A 17,950-nucleotide genomic window follows, 5' to 3' on the forward strand; every position below is an offset into this window, starting at 1 on the left:
TTGATTAGTGCTCTTAAATCGTTAACTGGCAAAGCCAAAGTTAAAGTAGATAGCTATAGACAGCGAACAACATTCCCTAACGCTTAAGGAACAGTTAGCGTCTCCTCTATATGCTAAACTATAATACAAGCTCAAGTAGGTCTTTGGGTTTCCTGATCGACTTGCCCTATTCACTCATAATTCCAATCCCATAACTCTAATAAGGACACGACTCTATGAATATTAAGTTAACCGCACAACTCCCAAAAACTCATACTCAAAAAATACTAAAAAAAGAAGCCAAAGATAAAGACTCGAGCTGCTTAGTCGTCTTAGTCGATAATAACAAAAACATCCTAGCAAGCGACTCATTAACAGCTTATCAAGAGCGTATCGAGCAGTTGATGGCAGTCTCGCATTTCAGTGGTAAGGCCTGTGAAACGGTTGCTGATTATGCCTTAGCTGGTGATAAAAAAACCACCAAAGCCAATCCACTACAGCTACTATTAGTAGGTGTTGGCAGCCTCGACAAACTCAGTCATAGCGTCCTACAAAAAATCGCTAAGACCATTTATCAATCAACGCAAAAACGCGTTTCTTCCTTGACCATTGCACTCGGCGATACCTTACAAGAAAATGAATTTAGCCAATTTACCCTTAATCTGTTAGCGGCGACTTATCGTTTTGATAAATACAAATCAGAGCAAACAACTCCAGTATTAACCGATATCTATTTGCTTGCCGATGATAGCTTGCAGCCTGCTCTCGACTTCGCGCATTCGGTGTTTGTCGGTCAAAGCTTAACTCGCGATGTCGCAAACGAGCCTGGTAATATCTGCTTCCCGGCCTACATGGCAGAGCAAGCGCAGGAGCTTGGCAAAAAATACTCTGATATCCTAAAAGTCACTGTATTAGGTGAAGAAGAGATGGCAGCGCTCGGTATGGAGTGCTTCTTAGCCGTCTCTAGAGGCTCAGCTCGCGAGGGCAAGCTAGTCATTATGGAGTATCAAGGTAAGTCGAAATTTACCGCCAACCATAAAGCCACTTATAGCGATAACGCTAGCACCACTGCAAAGGCTGGTCTAAAAGCGATTGCAGATAAGCTACCTTTAAAAGCCAATACTAAAAAAAGCGCTAACAATGATGCGCCTATTGTCTTAGTCGGTAAAGGCGTCACCTTTGACTCAGGCGGTATCTCTATCAAGCCAGGCGCGGCGATGGATGAGATGAAATTCGATATGGGCGGCTCAGCTTCGGTCCTTGGTACTATCCAAGCGCTGTGCGAAGCGCGTCTACCTATCAACGTCGTCGGCGCTCTCGCTTGTGCAGAAAACATGCCATCAGGAGAAGCTACGCGTCCTGGTGATATCGTAAAAGCAATGAATGGTAAATCGGTTGAGATTCTCAATACTGACGCTGAAGGCCGCTTAGTGTTAGCCGATACTTTATGCTATATCCAGCGCTATAACCCAAAAGCGGTTATCGATGTGGCGACTTTGACCGGAGCTTGTGTCGTCGCTCTTGGTCATGTACGCTCAGCGGTGTTTAGTAATGATGAAGACGTACTGTTCGAGCTTGAGAACGCTAGCGCTCAATCTGGCGATCTTATCTGGCATATGCCGCTAGATGATGAGTATCAGTCATTGCTTGACTCGCCTATTGCCGACATGCAAAATATCGGTGGTAAAGGTGCCGGCGCGGTTACTGCTGCTTGTTTCTTATCGCGCTTCGTGGAAGAAGGCCAAGCGTGGGCGCATTTAGATATTGCTGGTACAGCATGGAACTCTGGTAAAGAAAAAGCCGCTACCGGCCGTCCAGTACCTCTGTTTATGCAGTATCTCAAAAACAGCGTCGATATGGCATAAACAGTGCTGTATCATCGGACATTTAATAAGGCTTAAGTACAAAAAATGTCAAAACTAACCGTTAGTTTTTATGTATTAAGCGAGAGTAAAGCCCAAGATTTCTTGGGCTTTATTTGTCAGCTGACCCAAACCGCTTTAAATAAGAGTACGCAGTCGCTTGTTATCCTTGCTGATAACGAGCTTTTGCTCAGCGAGCTTGATGAAGCGTTATGGGCCAATGATGCGGCTAGTTTTATTCCGCATCAACGACTAAGCGCTGCCGATAGTGAGACAACGGCTAGTACTGCTGTTAATTCTACAGCGCCTGTTCTATTAGCATCACAGCTGCCGCCAGACTTTAGCGGTATCGTTATCAATACGACTCCCCGCCCTCTAACTGATTATATCCCGTCAACGAGCAACGCTCTGCCTAGTCGACTGCTAGAGATTATCTTACCCGATGACGATAGCGTCGCCCAAGGTCGCCATAAGTATAAACATTACCAACAGCTCGATTATGAGTTGACGCATTTTAAAGTTTGATATATCGATTGTTTGTTAATGATTCATTTTAAATAACTCTCTATAACTCGTTACACTAACGCTAATTTTCCTCATATCCTCTTATATAATCTATCTAAACCTCCAAAGTTTATCTTACTTCTCTTTATAATCTTCTAGCAGAGCATTAGGCGAATATTACAAAAAATGCTAATATCACCCGATTATTTTAGCGTTCTGTGGTTTTTTTACTAATGTTTTTATTAGAGGTATAAAGATGCGCTCATTGATAGCGATGTATCAACGAATAGGCTTAGTGCCGCTGATTATTATCGGCTTAGTCATAGGAGTGTTGATTGGCTGGCTGGCGCCTAGCGCTGGTATAGCTTTAGGGATATTAGGAACTTTATTTGTCGGTGCTCTTAAAGCAGTAGCACCCATACTAGTGTTTGTACTGGTGTTAGCCGCTATTAGTAAACAGCGCAGTGGTGATGAGGTCTACGTAAAGCCCGTCCTTATCATGTATATTTTTGGCACTTTTTTGGCAGCATTGACCGCCGTAGGTGCAAGTTTCTTGTTCCCAATCGAGATGGTCTTAGTCAATGCCGATATCGAGCAAGTACCGCCTGCCAATTTAAAAGAAGTGCTAACCAACCTACTAATGAGCCTAGTCGCCAATCCTGTCAATGCCGTGGCCAATGCCAACTATATCGGTATCTTGGCATGGGCGATTATTATCGGTTTTGCGCTGCGTCAAGCTGGTGACACTACGCGCGCTATGGTCAGCGACTTTGCTGATGCGATCTCACAAGTGGTCAAATGGGTCATTGCCCTCGCGCCATTTGGTATCTTAGGTCTTGTCGCCAATACTGTCGCTGAAACAGGCTTTGAGGCCCTAAAAGGCTATGCCAATATCTTGATGGTATTGGTTGGCTGTATGCTGTTTATTGCTCTAGTCGCTAACCCTTTAATCGTGTTAGTCAAAACGGGTAAAAACCCTTATCCGCTTGTCTTTACTTGCTTGCGCGAGTCTGGTATTACTGCCTTTTTTACCCGTTCATCAGCGGCTAATATCCCGGTTAATATGAATCTTGCTCACAAACTTGGTCTGCACGAAGATACTTATTCGGTCACTATTCCGCTTGGTGCTACCATCAATATGGCCGGCGCGGCGATTACCATTAACGTGTTAACCTTAGCTGCTGCGCATACTCTGGGTATTGAGGTCAGCTTTGCATCCGCTTTACTGCTAAGCTTAGTGGCGACAGTCAGTGCTGGCGGGGCGTCGGGTGTGCCTGGGGGCTCATTACTACTCATTCCATTAGCGGCCAGTCTATTTAGTATCCCCAACGACATTGCTATGCAAGTGGTGGCCGTTGGCTTTATTATTGGCGTTATTCAAGACTCTGCGGAGACGGCTCTTAACTCTTCAACCGATATACTATTCACCGCTGCCGCCGATCCAAAATACGCCCGTTAGCGAATTGAGCCTTAACGACGTTTTAATCACAACTCAAAGATAAAAAAAGGGCACTCAGGTGCCCTTTTTATACTTTAAAACTTGTATGCAAGTCAGGTTTAGCCTTTCAATAGCTTACTTTAAGTGATCTACCTCGACCTCGATAACAGGCGTCTGCATCTCCAACTGACGCTTAAACTGGCGTAGTTGCTCCACTTCATCTAACAGCTCAAGTATCAAGCCAATAGCCGGTACGCTCGCTTCAAAATCACGGCTGAGGCGTGAGGCGCGGCGAACGGTCGTTAGCTGATAACCGGTAAACTGCTGGCTTTCCGGCACATCATACTCAATGATATTCTCTTCTATCAAAGCGATAACCCACTGCGGCTCTTGACCACAAGCAGATACTAGCTCATCAAAGCTCATAATTAAATCGGTTAATTCAGGCGAGTGTTTCATCATTATTATCCTCGTTTATACTATATCTCTAATCATCTGTCTAACTTTAGCTCACTTGTAACAATCCTTCTAATTAACGATTGATACTAGTATTAGCAAAAGCTTGTTTTAGCTGCTCATAAGCTTGCTTAGCTTCGTCAGTGGTGACCTCTGGATTGACGATATTTAAGGTTAAGTACAAGTCGCCAGCTTGCTTGGCTGGAATCCCTTTGCCCTTCAGACGCAAATTACTTCCTGATTTGCTGTTACTTGGAATAGTGACGCCTAAAGTACCTGCAGGAGTGGCGACATTGATTTTTTCGCCTAGCGCTGCTTCCCACGGGGTGATATTGACTGTTTGATACACGTTAGCGCCCTCTAAGCGAATATTACCTGCAGCAGTGATGGTTACTTTGAGAAATAAATCTCCATTTTTGCCACCTCCGATACCGGCAGCGCCTTGCCCTGCTAGGCGGATTTGCTTGCCATCCGTGATGCCTTTAGGAATTTTAATCTTCAGGGTTTTATTCTCATAACCCACACTACCATTAGGCTGACGAACAGGCACATTTAACTTAATACTATAGTCGTCGCCGCTATAGACCGAAGCGAGATCGACACTGATCTCCGCATGCTGATCTTGGCCTTTGCTATCTTGGCCAAAACCGCCACCGAATTGATCAAAGCCGCTTGGTCCGCCAGCCGATTGACCCGCTGAGCCGCGAGCACCGCGCCCAAAAGCCGAGAAAATATCATCGAAGCGAAAACCGCCACCACCAAAGGCTTCACCTTCACCGAACTGATCTTTAATGTCTTCCCAGCGAAAGCCGCCTTGCGCGCCACCAGCTGACTGACCTCCAAATCCGCCAAAGCCACCAGCGCCGCCTTGACCGGCAAAAGGATTGTCTAGCATAGCGTCGTACTCAGCGCGTTTGTCTTTATCTCTGATGGTCTCGTAAGCGTTATTGATTTCGGCAATTTTGTTATCCGCGTCTGGATCATCGCTAACATCGGGATGATATTGACGAACTAGTTTGCGATATTTCTTTTTGATATCAGCATCTGAAGCGTCTTTTTTTACCCCTAAAATGTCATAGTAGTTTTTTTCAGCCATTGTTTTTCCTTATATTTTTATTCAAAGAATTTTTATTGAAATCTATATAGTTAGAATCGTCTGTTCCTATAATAAGACTTTTTTCTGTGATTTCAATTTTAGTCTGTGGCTACCACCTCTTTGCTACTGTATTAGCAAAAAATATAGCATGGATTTATACTGCGGATTTAAGTTTAGCAATTACATTGTATAGAAAACTTTAAGATAACAACTTTTCTTATTAATCAATAATTTACAATGTAACTGCAATTTGACTTGGCTTATTTTTTACACATCTGTAAAGATATAGCAAGCTTTATCTTGTAGAATACCTGCAATGTTTACACTCATAGGGAGTGAAAATAATATAGGCAAGAAAACCTGTCTATTTTATAAATTACATATAGGTGTTGAATGTCTTATTTAATCAAGTCTTTAGTTATTATGTTGTCATTGGCATTAAGTACTACCGTTTTTGCTGGTAATACTAGCTATTATGGTAGTAAATTTCACGGTAAACGTACCGCTAGTGGTAGTATTTTCAATATGAATGCTATGACCGCTGCCCATAAAACGTTACCGTTCGGCACTAAAGTTGAAGTGACTAACAAAAAGACAAGACAGAGCGTGATTGTTAAAATCACTGATAGAGGTCCTTTTACACCGGGCCGTATCTTAGATTTGTCTAAAGGCGCTGCTGGTAAGATAAACTGCCAACTTTGTACAACGACTATGAAAGTACTATCTTACGGTGATGGCAAGTATCGTAGACAATAAAACGTCGCGCTAAGGTTTCAGCTTTTAAGAGCCTAATAATGTAAAAAAAGGAGAGCTTTAGCTCTCCTTTTTTATGTTTGCTTATAATCTACTCAGCAAATATCTTAATCAAACTGCGCTTCCATATCCTCAAGACTGGTCATCGCTATCAGCAAACCCTCCTCTTTCTCGCTATGTTGCTGCTGTAGCGAGGCTTGCTCATCGAGTAGCGCTATCAGATCCGCTTTACGATGCGCTTCATAGAGCTCGGAATCGGCAAGCTCAGTCTCTAAACTTGCTAGCTTCTCATCCAGCTTTGCCAAGGCCTTTTCAGTGTTTTCGATCTCTCGGCGTATAGGCGCGGTGAGTTTGCGCTGCTCAGCCGCCAACTTGCGCTGCTCTTCTTTACTCAAAGTACTAGCGGGCTTTTTTGTCGTTTGGATAACTGTCTTAGATGTCGCTGCCGCAGTTTGTGTTGATTCGGCGTGCTTAGCATCTGCTCCTTTTATAGCACTGTCTGTTTCACGTGAAACAAAGGCCTTTTGTGCCTTTTTATTTTTGGCTTGTTTATTACTGTTTTTGTCTTGTGCGTTCTCTTGTTTGCGCTTCTCCGCTAGCCACTTACCGTAATCACTGATATCGCCTGCGAACTCGTCGATCCGTCCGTCATGGACAAGATAAAGCTCATCACAAACGTTAGCAATCAGCTCACGATCATGAGAAACTAGCACGACCGCCCCTTGAAACCCTTGCAGGGCTAGAGTCAAAGCTTGACGCATTTGCAAGTCCAAATGGTTAGTCGGCTCATCGAGTACTAGTACGTTAGGACGCTGCCAGACGATCAATGCAAGGGTCAAACGCGCGCGCTCACCCCCAGAGAAGAGCTCGCTTGGCGTATCGATACGCTCACCGCGAAAGTCAAAACTGCCCAAAAACGAGCGTAAGGTCGCATCAGAGGTCTTGCCCGCGAGGCGTCTTAGCATTTGCATCGGTGTCGCAGCAGCATCTAAGGCATCCATTTGATGCTGATTAAAGTAGCCAAGCTTGAGGGTATCAGAGACCTGGTAAGTGCCTGAGAGTACTTCAAGCTCACCAACCAACGCTTTAATCAAAGTCGACTTGCCCGCGCCATTCATCCCGAGTAGACCCAAACGCGTATCTGGGGTCACTTGCACATTGGCATTATGCAGTAGCGGCGTTTCACTATAGCCGATATCGGCTTTGGTCATCTCAATCAGCGGTGTACTCATGTGTGCCGGCTCATAAAACTTAAATGAGAAGGGGTTATCCGCCATCATCGGTGACAGCTCGGCCATGCGCTCGAGTTGCTTGATACGGCTTTGCGCTTGCTTAGCCTTGCTGGCTTTGGCACGGAAACGACGGATAAAGTCATCCAAGTGTGCACGGGTGGCTTGCTGCTTTTCATAAGCCTGCTGCTGCTGCGCCATGCGCTCATGACGGGTGCGAATAAACTGCTGATAGTTGCCCGTGTACATAGTGATTCTTTGTTGCTCGACATGCAGGATATGATCTACTGTCGCATCCAAGAATGTCTGATCATGCGAGATGACAATGACAAGGCCCATGAACTGATTGATCCAAGTCTCAAGCCACAAAATAGCATCTAAGTCCAAGTGGTTAGTCGGCTCATCGAGTAGCATCAAATCAGCACGGCTCATCAAGGTTTTGGCGAGGTTTAGACGCATGCGCCACCCACCTGAGAAGCCTTCTACTGGCTGCTCATGTTGGCTGGCTTTAAAACCAAGACCTGCCATAATTTGCGCCGCTTTAGTAGGCGTACGATAGCCATCTATCTCGTCGAACTGCTGGTGCAAGACGCCAATCTGCTCATCGCTGACATGACTCAAATCACTCAACGCTTCGTTAAGCTGATACCACTGCTCATCGCCGCTCAGTACATAATCAATGGCCGTTTGACTACTCGCCCCAACTTCCTGCGCCATGTGCGCGACCTGCCAGCTATCAGGAATGCTCACCTCGCCTTTATCAAGCGTCACCTCAGTATCGCCAGTGCCCATTTGCGTCAACAGCAAGGCAAATAGCGTTGATTTGCCGGTGCCATTATTGCCCGTCAAACCAATTTTGTGATTGGGGTGCAATTGGAAACTAGTGTCCGAGAAGAGCACACGACCATCACGGCGAACACTAACGTCTTTAAATTCGATCATAAGGGGTTTTATCTCAAAGGGGTTATAGCGACCACTACACTTATTAAATCTATAACTTATTAAGTCAGTAGCTAGCAGCTCAATAGCAATCAGGAGTAATGATGAAAATTTACAGAAAAACAGGCCAAACTCAGCCATAATTGGCGGCTATTATTTCAAACGACTGGCTGATAGGCAAACGATTAAACAACTATTTATAAATAACTGTTTCATTTTTAAGTGATTTACTGAGGATAATAAGGCTTATTTCAATACCGTTTATCTATTTTACTAAACGCGCTTATCAGTCTTGATAAGTTAAGCCTAGCCCCAATTATGGTATACTGCCAAAACACTACTGACATCAAGCAGTTAAGCATTCGCTAATGAGGTAATTATGACCCAAACCACTACCCAATATGATCCAAGCGCTAGTCAGCCGGTCGATCCTACTGTCCTAAGCCTGACCGATAGCGCGGCCCAAAAAGTACGCCGTCTACGCGAAGAAGAAGGCGATAAGGAGCTTATGCTGCGTGTTTATGTGACTGGCGGCGGTTGCTCTGGTTTCTCTTACGGCTTTAGATTCGACAGCGATATGAATGAAGACGATGCCAATTTTGACAATGGCGATGTCACTTTGGTGATTGACTCACTCAGTTATCAGTACTTACAAGGCTCTACCGTTGACTATACCGAAGGGCTAGAAGGCGCGCGCTTTGTAGTAGATAACCCTAACGCGACCACTTCTTGTGGCTGCGGCTCTTCGTTTTCTATCTAAATAGTGCTTGTTTTATCAGCGCACTCTTATCAAAGCATCTATTTTTTATAGGTGCTTTTTTGGCTTAGCCAAATGATTTGTTTAACCTATGAAGGTTACTGAAATTGTAATTGTGCGTGGTTTTTGCACTATCTTTGGGCTAAACTGACTTTGAGCTAAACTGACCGCTCTATTTATAGCGCCGAAGATGCCAAACTGGCGTAGGTTTGAGCAGGTTTTATGTTAGCAAACTCTATTTGAGCAAATCTTGATGGATGGTTGCTCTACCATAATGAATAACAATAGATGACTATTATGAGTAATTTTGCAAGTAGCTTTGTGGATTTTGAAATACCAAGTTGGTTTGATAGCCAATTATTGATGGGTATGCTGCGCGGTATCGAAAAAGAAGGCCTGCGCGTTAGAGCGGATGGGTTTTTGGCGCAAACACCGCACCCATTGAAGCTAGGTTCAAAATTGACCCATCCCTTCATCACTACGGACTACTCTGAGAGCCTACTTGAGCTTATCACTGACCCAAGAGCGACGCCAAAAGATACATTGGCTATGCTACGTCAGCTGCATGTTTTAGTTTATCAGGCCTTGCCAGAGGGTGAGCTGATGTGGCCGTTGTCTATGCCTTGTATGCTCTCAGCGGATGATGCCGATATTCCGCTGGCTGATTATGGTAGCTCCAATACCGGTAAGCTTAAAACGCTTTATCGTAGCGGGCTTGGTATTCGTTATGGTCGCCGTATGCAAACGATTGCTGGGCTACATTATAACCTATCCTTTGGTGATGGTTTATTTATACAGTGGCAAAAGCAGCTCGCAGACGCACAGACGCAAACGCTTACCGAGTTCAAAAATGAGAAGTATTTAGGTCTGATTCGTAACTTTAAGCGCTTAACGAGCCTAGTTCTATATTTACTAGGCGCTAGTCCTAGCGTTTGTCCTTGCTTTATTTCAGGCCGCGAGCATGACTTGGAGCTGATGAACGAGTCGACTTATTATAGACCGACCGCCACTAGCCTACGTATGGGTAAGCTTGGCTATACGAACAGCGTCCAAGAGCATCTAGATATCCGCTATAATAATCTGCCTGAATATGTCGCAGGCCTACGCCGCGCGATTCAGACGCCACATGATAGCTTTAAGGCGCTTGGCTTAAATGATGAAGACGGCAATCCTATTCAGATCAATGACCATATTCTACAAATAGAAAACGAATACTACAGCCCTATTCGCCCTAAACAAATTGCAGCGCGCGGTGAAACACCGACAGAAGCGCTGGAGCGTCGTGGTATCGCTTATGTGGAGTTCCGTGCCATCGACTTAGATCCTTATAGCGACGTGGGTATTCGTCTGTCAAGTGCTTGCTTCTTAGAAGTTATGGCGCTGTACTGCTTACTCAATGAGTCGCCAGATTTGATGCCGGCAGAAGAAGAGGAGCTGGCCGTTAATCTGGAACGCGTGGTCAATGAAGGCCGCTCGGATAATCTACATATTCTAAATAATGGCGAAGAGCAATCGCTGCAGAGCTGGATGCTGGCGCATTTATCTAGTATGCAGCCGCTAGCCGCGCTACTAGATGCCCATCACGGCGGTAACGACTACCGCGTGGCTGTGGCCTTAATGCAAGGTAAAGCGAGCAATTCAGAATCAACCATCTCCGCGCAAGTCAATGCTGATAGTATGCGCTTAGGCAGTATGTGGAAGTTAGGCTTTACGTTGGCTCAGCAGCATCGCGATGCCATTCTACAGCATACCTTAAGCCCTAATATTCAGGCTAAATATGAAGTATTGGCTGAAAAGTCACTATTGCAACAAAGCGATATCGAAGCTAGTGAGACCGAAGACTTTATGGACTTTATTGAGCAGTATCGCTAAGCTTATACCGCTTTATTGAACGAGTCATTATCCATAACTACCCAAAATTAGCTATTTAGCCCCTATTTTAAGAGTACCTATTTGATGCAAAGCCTACCCTCTTATCGCAGTATGCAAGTGTTTTTGGTAGTGATGAGCGCTATCGGTATGGGCTATGCCTTGTTTTTTTTACAGCAGTATATGGGGCTCTCCCCATGTCCCTTATGTATCTTTCAGCGTATCGGTCTGATGGTGATGGGCGGCTTTGCTCTTATAGCGGCTATTTTTAACCCAAAATCAAAACTTATCAAGCTAGGACTATGGTTAGGTAGCTTAGTCGGTATTGGCTGGGCAACGGGCGTTGCTGCTCGTCATGTTTGGCTGCAGCATCTGCCCGCCGATCAGGTACCCTCTTGTGGCCCTGGCCTAGATTATTGGTTAGATACACTACCGATGCAGCAAGTACTAAACGAAGTGTTTGCTGGTTCTGGTGAATGTGCCACAGTCGATTGGACTTTTTTAGGACTTAGTATCCCTGAGCAGTCCTTACTATTTTTTAGTCTATTGATTGTCATTCATGTATTAATACTGATTAATATCTTGCGCTCTAGAACCCCGCGCGCAAGAACATAGCTGCTATTAGTACCGCTTCAATATCACAATCCAATTTTTTTGTGTTATCGATTCACTCTAAAAACGATATAGCGCTGCTGGGATGCTTGTTTTAAATATAAATTTTACAGCATCGAGCGATAACAGCACGCAAGTAAAATTTATACCAGTAGCGCGTTTAAATTTATAACCATTTAACTTTGAACTGACTATATATTGATAACCTCTATATCAATATCCTCTATCCGAGACGCAAATATTAGAACACAAATCTCCTCCTTTTATAACAAAAACCACACATTTACGTTATGCCAGTTTGTTATCTTATGATAATATTTTTCCGTTGATTGTGAATAAGTGACCGCCTGTCTCTAAAGAAAGGGTATTGCAATAAGATCCTGCGAATACGCCTGCGATTATGTTAGAAGGCTGCAATGATATTTGGTCACTTTCATCGTCTTAGACGACATTAATACTAGCTTTTGTGAGTAGAGCTGATCTCAGTTATCAGCTTTCACTTAACCCTTATCTGTTTGCTGTTGGTATGCTCATGATTTATTCTCCCTCTAGAATTTTCACAACGACTGCTCATTGTGGTCCTCGCTCGACTTTGAAAATATTACTCCCTTTGTCTTTTTGTGCTTTACTTATGGGCTGTGACAGCCACTCTTCTACTCCTAGCACCGATAAAAAAATGATGATCGCCAGTGCGCAGAGTGATTCTATTGCTGTAGAGCAGAAAACCACAGACCATACTTCAGATAGCGATACAGATTATAGTGAAGCCGGTGCGTCACTCATTAACGCGGCTAAGCCGGATAGAAAACCATCTGAAAACCGCTCGTCTTTGGATACTCAGTCAGCGAGCAGCAGTCAGATGCAGGCTATTCTTATCGGTGATTATAAAGGCGTTTTCCCTTGTTCTTTTTGTAACAGTACAGAGGTTTTGCTGAACTTATTTGCAGATAGCTCCGTAGTGAAAACTAGCATTTATGATAGTCCAGAAGAGCCGACCGCCTCTTTAATCGAAAATGGTATTTATCGTCAAGATGGTGACAAGATTACGATCGTTTACGATGATCAGCGAATTGAGAGCTACCTTATTCAAAACAATCATTTGTTATTATTAGATGACAATCAAATCGCTGACGATGACTACACATTATCGCGCCAATAAAATAAGTTTATTTTTTGATTCATAATGATAATCGGTAAACTTTAGATAATATTCACGCCTACAGACTAGGCGTTTTTTTGGGCGTTTTATTGGTTATCCCTTAGGCTTTACTTTACAATAATGCCCTTCTTTCCTTTTCATATCATTCGGTGCGAAACGTCTATGCATATTCATATTCTTGGTATTTGTGGCACTTTTATGGGTTCATTAGCCTTATTGGCCCGCGAGCTTGGGCATGAAGTGACTGGCTCAGATGCCAATGTTTATCCGCCGATGTCCACCCAGCTACAAGAGGCTGGCGTGACGATTATGGAAGGTTATCATATCGAGCACCTGCAGCCTGCGCCTGACTTAGTAGTGGTTGGTAATGCGATGAAGCGCGGTATGGAAGTCGTTGAATATATGCTCAATCAAAGGCTACGATATACCTCAGGGCCGCAGTTTTTGTCAGAGCAAGTACTACAATCGCGTCATGTGATAGCGGTGGCGGGCACTCATGGTAAGACGACCACGACGACTATGCTCGCTTGGATATTGCAATATGTGGGGATTGACAGCGGGTTTTTGATTGGCGGCGTGCCGTTAGTCGATACCACCGATAAGCGTCTACAACAAGTATTCGCTCATAGTAGCTATTTGGGAGCTGACTCTACAAGTACTGAAGCCGCTACTGATATTAAGACAACAAGCGCATCGAATTTAGGTTACTTTGTCATTGAAGCGGACGAATATGATTCCGCCTTTTTTGATAAGCGCTCAAAGTTTGTACATTATCGCCCGCGTACCGCTATTTTGAATAATTTGGAGTTCGATCATGCAGATATTTTTGCTAATTTAAGCGCGATTCAGACGCAGTTTCATCATATGCTGCGGATGATTCCGAGCAGCGGGCAAATTATCATGCCTGCTAATACGCTAAGCTTAGAAGACACTTTAGCCAAAGGCGTTTGGACACCCGTTTGGCGCACCTCTATTGTCGATAATACGGGTAAAGATAAGACGCAAGCTCAAAACAAAGCGGCTGATAGCGAGTGGCAAGCCCGACTTATTAGCGCCGATGGCAGCCAGTTTGAGGTGAGCTTCAATGGTGATAAGAATGTTAAAAATATAACCGATAATGCTGAGACTGCCACAGTCGATTGGGCGATGAATGGCATGCATAATGTAAATAATGCGCTAGTAGCTATCGCAGCGGCTTATGATGTCGGCGTCGATATCGCTAGCGCTTGCGCCGCGTTATCTGAGTTTGCCGGTATCAAACGGCGCATGGAGCTGATCGGTAAAGTAGGCGATATCTTAGTCTTTGATGATTTCGCTCATCATCCGACCGCTATTACCACCACTTTGGATGGTGCCAAAAAGAAAATGGCAGGTCAAAAGGTTTGGGCGGTTATTGAGCCGCGTAGCAACACCATGAAGATGGGAGTTCATCAAGACAGTTTAGCGTCTTCAGCTGAGCTTGCAGATCAGACGCTTTGGTATGAGCCTACAGGCCTTGAATGGGGTCTGCAAGACGTTATAGAGCAGGCTCAGCGGCATAATGATAACTTGAGCAATCAGCAAGTGCTCGGCAGTACCGACGCTATCATTGAGCATCTCAGTACTCATGCCAAAGCTGGTGACGCCATAATTATTATGTCCAACGGCGGTTTTGAAGGTATTCATCAACGTTTATTGGTAGCGTTAGCAGCGACTAAGCGCTAACAAGTTTGGTCCTAGCTCATGTAATTAAAATAGCGCCCTCAATTTTTGAGTGGCGCTTTTTTTATGATTTTAACACGCCCTTTACTCATTCAATTCAAATGATAGCAAATCCCTGTTTTTTATCACATAGCCCCTACACTACTAACATTTAGTCCTTACTCTTCTGGCTAAGGAGTGATTACAATGTAACCATTCAATCAATTAGGAGAATAATAATGGGTTTTATATGGATGATCATCGTCGGTTTGGTAGCCGGTCTGTTAGCGCGAGCTATTAAGCCAGGTAACGATGCAATGGGCTGGATTATGACTATTGTACTCGGTATTGTTGGAGCGATGCTTGGTGGTTTTATTGCTGGTCTAATCGGTATCGATGCTGATGGTGGCTTTATTGGTCTGATATTCTCAGTTATTGGCGCTATTATCTTACTCTTCTTATATGAGATGATCGTCAATAAGCGCCGCGTATAATATGAGCACTCTTACATGCTAAGAGTTTAGCTATTATTTTGATTCAAAAAGACCTTATTCGTATAAGGTCTTTTTTTTATTGAAAGCTTTAGCTATTGTATTGGTCGCTCTAGCTATCATGCAGAAATCCATCTGTATGAAATCGAGCTCAAGTTGTTGATAATCGTTACTTTTGCCCCCATTTACCTTATAATAACGCCAATTCTATTTGCATGACTGAGGTAAGCCACTATGGCAGTACTCCCTATTTTAAGCTACCCTGATCCGCGCCTGCGCACTATCGCCGCCCCTGTAAAAGAGGTCGATACCGAAATAAAAACGCTGATTAGTGACATGATTGAGACTATGTATGCCGCTGATGGTATCGGTCTGGCCGCTTCACAAGTGGATCGTCATATCCAACTGATTGTGATGGATTTATCTGAAAATAGAGATAAGCCAATGGTCTTTATCAATCCTAAAGTCACGCCACTAGTTGAAGAAAAGCAGCCCTATGAAGAAGGTTGTCTGTCGGTCCCTGATGTCTATGATAAAGTCGAGCGTCCCAATAAAGTACGCATCGAAGCTTTAGACGCTGAAGGAGAGGCTATTGATGAGGTAGCAGAAGGCTTACTCGCCGTCTGTATTCAGCACGAGATGGATCATCTCAATGGGGTAATCTTTGTCGATTACCTATCACGTCTAAAACAAACGCGTGCACGTGACAAAGTCAAAAAAGTGCTCAAGATACGCGAAAAGCAAAGCGAGAAAGCAGCAAAACAGCCTGAAGCTACGAATGTCTAAATAGTGAACCTTTAGGCGTAAACAAGATGTTATCTTGATTTACGCTTTTTTTAAACTCTCCACCTCTGATTTTTTCTTTTCTAATTCTTCTTCGTATTAATAAAGGTTTACTGTTATGACTATGATCAAAATTGACCAATATTTTGACCCTGCTGCTTGGGGCAAATTTACCAAAGCCGCTGAGGGTCGTGACACGCCTTTTTTGATCGTTGATCTGAATCGTATTAAGCTAAAATTCAATGAGATGATTGGCTTGTTCCCCGATGCAAAAATTCATTATGCAATGAAAGCCAGCCCTGCGGTGGAAGTGATTGAACTATTAGCAGACCTAGGTTCAAATTTCGACTGCGCTTCCATCTATGAGCTGGATCGAGTGCTCGACTGCGGCGTTGCGCCATCGCGTATCTCTTATGGCAATACCATCAAAAAAGCGCAGCATGTAAAATATGCTTTTGATAAAGGGATCGATCTGTATGCAACCGACTCAGAAGCAGATCTCAAAAATATCGCTGAGCAGGCTCCTGGCTCAAAGGTGTTTGTGCGTATTTTGGTAGAGGGTTCAGACACTGCCGAATGGCCCCTATCGCGCAAGTTCGGTTGCCATCCTGATATGGCAGTTGATTTACTCATTCAAGCCAAAAAGCTCGGCTTAGTGCCCTATGGGGTTTCGTTCCATGTGGGCAGTCAGCAAAAATCAGTGACTGTTTGGAATGATGCGCTGGTGATGGTCAAAAATATCTTTGAGCAGTTATCAACGCAACAAGATATCAAGCTACAAATGATCAACTTAGGTGGCGGCTTCCCTGCTAGGTATCTCAATCAAATCAATACCATACAAGACTACGCCGGATCGGTGAAACAGTACTTAATCGATAATTACGGGGTGGACGATATGCCAGAGATTATTTTGGAGCCCGGTCGGTCACTGGTAGCAAGCTCTGGGGTTTTGGTTAGTGATGTGGTGCTGATTTCCCGTAAGTCGCATGAGGAGACAACGCGCTGGGTTTATACCGATGTGGGACTATTTCAAGGGTTAATTGAGACCTTAGGGGAAGCGATTAAATATCCTGTTTATACCCCAAAAATGGCCACATCAACAACGTCAGGTAAGGTAGTATTGGCAGGACCGACTTGTGATTCTGCTGATATCATGTATGAAGAGACGGATTATCAGCTACCAGAAGAGCTAGAGATTGGTGATAAAATCTATTGGCTAGCGACGGGGGCTTATACTAACTCTTATTCGTCTGTCGAGTTCAATGGCTTTCCGCCATTAGAAGTCGTATATCTTGATTAAGAGCTCGTAGTATTTTGATCTCATAGTATTTTGATCTCATAGTATCTTAATTTTATAGTATTTTTGATTAAAAGCGCGGTGCTATATCAATAGCGCCGCGCTTTTTTGTGTCGTAGAATTTTAAATTGACTGAAACTACTGAACCAATAGCTGAATAGGCGCACTGGTGCTAGTCATGCTACGACGATTACCAGCAAAGCCTGAGCTTTGATCTTGATTCTCTTGTGTGACTTGTCCAATAGTCACCCATTGCCCGCGCGGTACGATAACGGTGCTATTTAACCTTTGCGAGGCAATAGCATTATTCTGATTATAGCGAGAATGGCTAGTGACTAATTTTTCTTCTACTTGTGATAATTGCACTTCCACTTTTCCCTTAGACAGTAGTCTTGGGGTAACGGCAATGCCTTGCGTCGTCGGTAGCAAAATTTGCTGCCCAATAACAATCTGCGCTGAAGACCTATTATAAGAGGGATAGCGATTGTTTTGATAAACCCTCGCTTGATAGTTTTGCGTTAAGGAATACAGCGTATTGGTGCTAATACTAGCAGGGCTACCCGATAAAGTTTGCACCTGATACAAGCTATTGTTCTGCTGCTGATTATCGCTTCGGTTAATTATGCCTGCACCTTGAATACCGCGATTGCTAATAATCATTTGGCCTTGGCGAATATTACTTTGCGAATGACTAGTATTGCCTACTCTTACTGCAACTAGCACCGGCTGCGGCTGAGTGTCTATTTGTGCAAGTAGCTGTTGCACGGCTTGATAATTAGCAGCGCTCGTTTGCAGCACAAGCTTGCCCTGATAAGTACTTACCGTGCCGCCATCACGGCTATTGTTCAGCTGTTGGCGTATGCTTGGTAATAAGGCATCGCCACCATAAGTATCGATGACATAGGTCTGATAACTTTTTTGAGAAAAAGCAGCTTGGGCTAGAGAGCATAAGGTAAGAGTCGTGGCTAGCACTATTGATGAGACGGCAAAAAACCTTCTATTGGTAGTCATCTTTTTCTCCTTATTAGCTGCCTTAACGATTTAGC

General features: G+C 44.0%; 16 protein-coding genes. 12 read left to right on the top strand and 4 right to left on the bottom strand.

The features are described 5' to 3' along the window. The first annotated feature begins 215 nt into the window (after positions 1-215). From ACTXGJ_RS07425 to sstT, 3 genes are all read left to right on the top strand, one after another. Positions 216-1,844: a leucyl aminopeptidase gene (locus ACTXGJ_RS07425; protein WP_443565532.1), complete on the top strand. Its 1,629-nt coding sequence runs from the start codon at positions 216-218 to the stop codon at positions 1,842-1,844. Positions 1,845-1,889: 45 nt separating this feature from the next. Further along, positions 1,890-2,366 carry a DNA polymerase III subunit chi gene (locus ACTXGJ_RS07430; RefSeq protein ID WP_443565533.1) on the top strand — a complete coding sequence of 159 codons (477 nt, stop codon included), beginning with the start codon at positions 1,890-1,892 and terminating at the stop codon, positions 2,364-2,366. 235 nt (positions 2,367-2,601) lie between these two features. Further along, positions 2,602-3,804 carry a serine/threonine transporter SstT gene (gene sstT, locus ACTXGJ_RS07435; protein ID WP_439242152.1) on the top strand — a complete coding sequence of 401 codons (1,203 nt, stop codon included), beginning with the start codon at positions 2,602-2,604 and terminating at the stop codon, positions 3,802-3,804. A gap of 114 nt (positions 3,805-3,918) precedes the next feature. Here the strand turns inward: sstT and ACTXGJ_RS07440 are convergent, their stop codons facing one another. Together ACTXGJ_RS07440 and ACTXGJ_RS07445 are read right to left on the bottom strand one after the other, a co-directional pair. Further along, on the bottom strand, positions 3,919-4,242 hold the full coding sequence (locus ACTXGJ_RS07440; RefSeq protein WP_443565570.1) for a chaperone modulator CbpM: 324 nt from the start codon (positions 4,240-4,242) through the stop codon (positions 3,919-3,921). Positions 4,243-4,315: 73 nt separating this feature from the next. Next, entirely contained in the window at positions 4,316-5,335 is a 1,020-nt protein-coding gene (locus ACTXGJ_RS07445; protein ID WP_443565535.1) for a DnaJ C-terminal domain-containing protein, read from the bottom strand. 393 nt (positions 5,336-5,728) lie between these two features. Here ACTXGJ_RS07445 and ACTXGJ_RS07450 point away from each other — a divergent pair, with 393 nt between their 5' ends. Then, a complete protein-coding gene (locus ACTXGJ_RS07450; RefSeq protein WP_439242146.1) occupies positions 5,729-6,091 on the top strand; it encodes a septal ring lytic transglycosylase RlpA family protein in 363 nt (120 codons plus the stop codon). A 104-nt stretch (positions 6,092-6,195) separates the two neighbouring features. Here ACTXGJ_RS07450 and ACTXGJ_RS07455 read toward each other — a convergent pair whose 3' ends face one another. Further along, positions 6,196-8,259 (bottom strand): ATP-binding cassette domain-containing protein, encoded by a 2,064-nt coding sequence (locus ACTXGJ_RS07455; RefSeq protein WP_443565536.1) that lies wholly within the window; start codon positions 8,257-8,259, stop codon positions 6,196-6,198. 376 nt (positions 8,260-8,635) lie between these two features. On the opposite strand from ACTXGJ_RS07455, the gene erpA reads away from it, so the two are divergent. From erpA to ACTXGJ_RS07495, 8 genes are all read left to right on the top strand, one after another. Then, positions 8,636-9,016: an iron-sulfur cluster insertion protein ErpA gene (gene erpA, locus ACTXGJ_RS07460; protein ID WP_439242142.1), complete on the top strand. Its 381-nt coding sequence runs from the start codon at positions 8,636-8,638 to the stop codon at positions 9,014-9,016. Between the two features lie 294 nt (positions 9,017-9,310). Then, positions 9,311-10,885, top strand: coding sequence for a glutamate--cysteine ligase (gene gshA / locus ACTXGJ_RS07465; RefSeq protein ID WP_439242140.1), 1,575 nt, complete (start codon positions 9,311-9,313; stop codon positions 10,883-10,885). A gap of 84 nt (positions 10,886-10,969) precedes the next feature. Further along, positions 10,970-11,497, top strand: a complete 528-nt coding sequence (locus ACTXGJ_RS07470) for a disulfide bond formation protein B (protein ID WP_443565537.1) — start codon at positions 10,970-10,972, stop codon at positions 11,495-11,497. 589 nt (positions 11,498-12,086) lie between these two features. After that, positions 12,087-12,653, top strand: a complete 567-nt coding sequence (locus ACTXGJ_RS07475) for a copper resistance protein NlpE N-terminal domain-containing protein (RefSeq protein ID WP_443565538.1) — start codon at positions 12,087-12,089, stop codon at positions 12,651-12,653. A gap of 162 nt (positions 12,654-12,815) precedes the next feature. Next, a complete protein-coding gene (gene mpl / locus ACTXGJ_RS07480; protein ID WP_443565540.1) occupies positions 12,816-14,357 on the top strand; it encodes a UDP-N-acetylmuramate:L-alanyl-gamma-D-glutamyl-meso-diaminopimelate ligase in 1,542 nt (513 codons plus the stop codon). A 215-nt stretch (positions 14,358-14,572) separates the two neighbouring features. Further along, on the top strand, positions 14,573-14,827 hold the full coding sequence (locus tag ACTXGJ_RS07485; protein WP_025645387.1) for a GlsB/YeaQ/YmgE family stress response membrane protein: 255 nt from the start codon (positions 14,573-14,575) through the stop codon (positions 14,825-14,827). A 231-nt stretch (positions 14,828-15,058) separates the two neighbouring features. Next, positions 15,059-15,610: a peptide deformylase gene (gene def, locus ACTXGJ_RS07490; RefSeq protein ID WP_439242132.1), complete on the top strand. Its 552-nt coding sequence runs from the start codon at positions 15,059-15,061 to the stop codon at positions 15,608-15,610. 121 nt (positions 15,611-15,731) lie between these two features. Beyond that, positions 15,732-16,907: a type III PLP-dependent enzyme gene (locus ACTXGJ_RS07495; protein WP_443565571.1), complete on the top strand. Its 1,176-nt coding sequence runs from the start codon at positions 15,732-15,734 to the stop codon at positions 16,905-16,907. A gap of 135 nt (positions 16,908-17,042) precedes the next feature. On the opposite strand, the gene ACTXGJ_RS07500 is transcribed toward ACTXGJ_RS07495, so the two are convergent. Further along, on the bottom strand, positions 17,043-17,915 hold the full coding sequence (locus ACTXGJ_RS07500; protein ID WP_443565542.1) for a hypothetical protein: 873 nt from the start codon (positions 17,913-17,915) through the stop codon (positions 17,043-17,045). Between the last annotated feature and the right edge of the window lie 35 nt (positions 17,916-17,950).

The sequence above is a fragment of the Psychrobacter sp. 1Y11 genome (assembly GCF_052259045.1).
Classification (GTDB): domain Bacteria; phylum Pseudomonadota; class Gammaproteobacteria; order Pseudomonadales; family Moraxellaceae; genus Psychrobacter.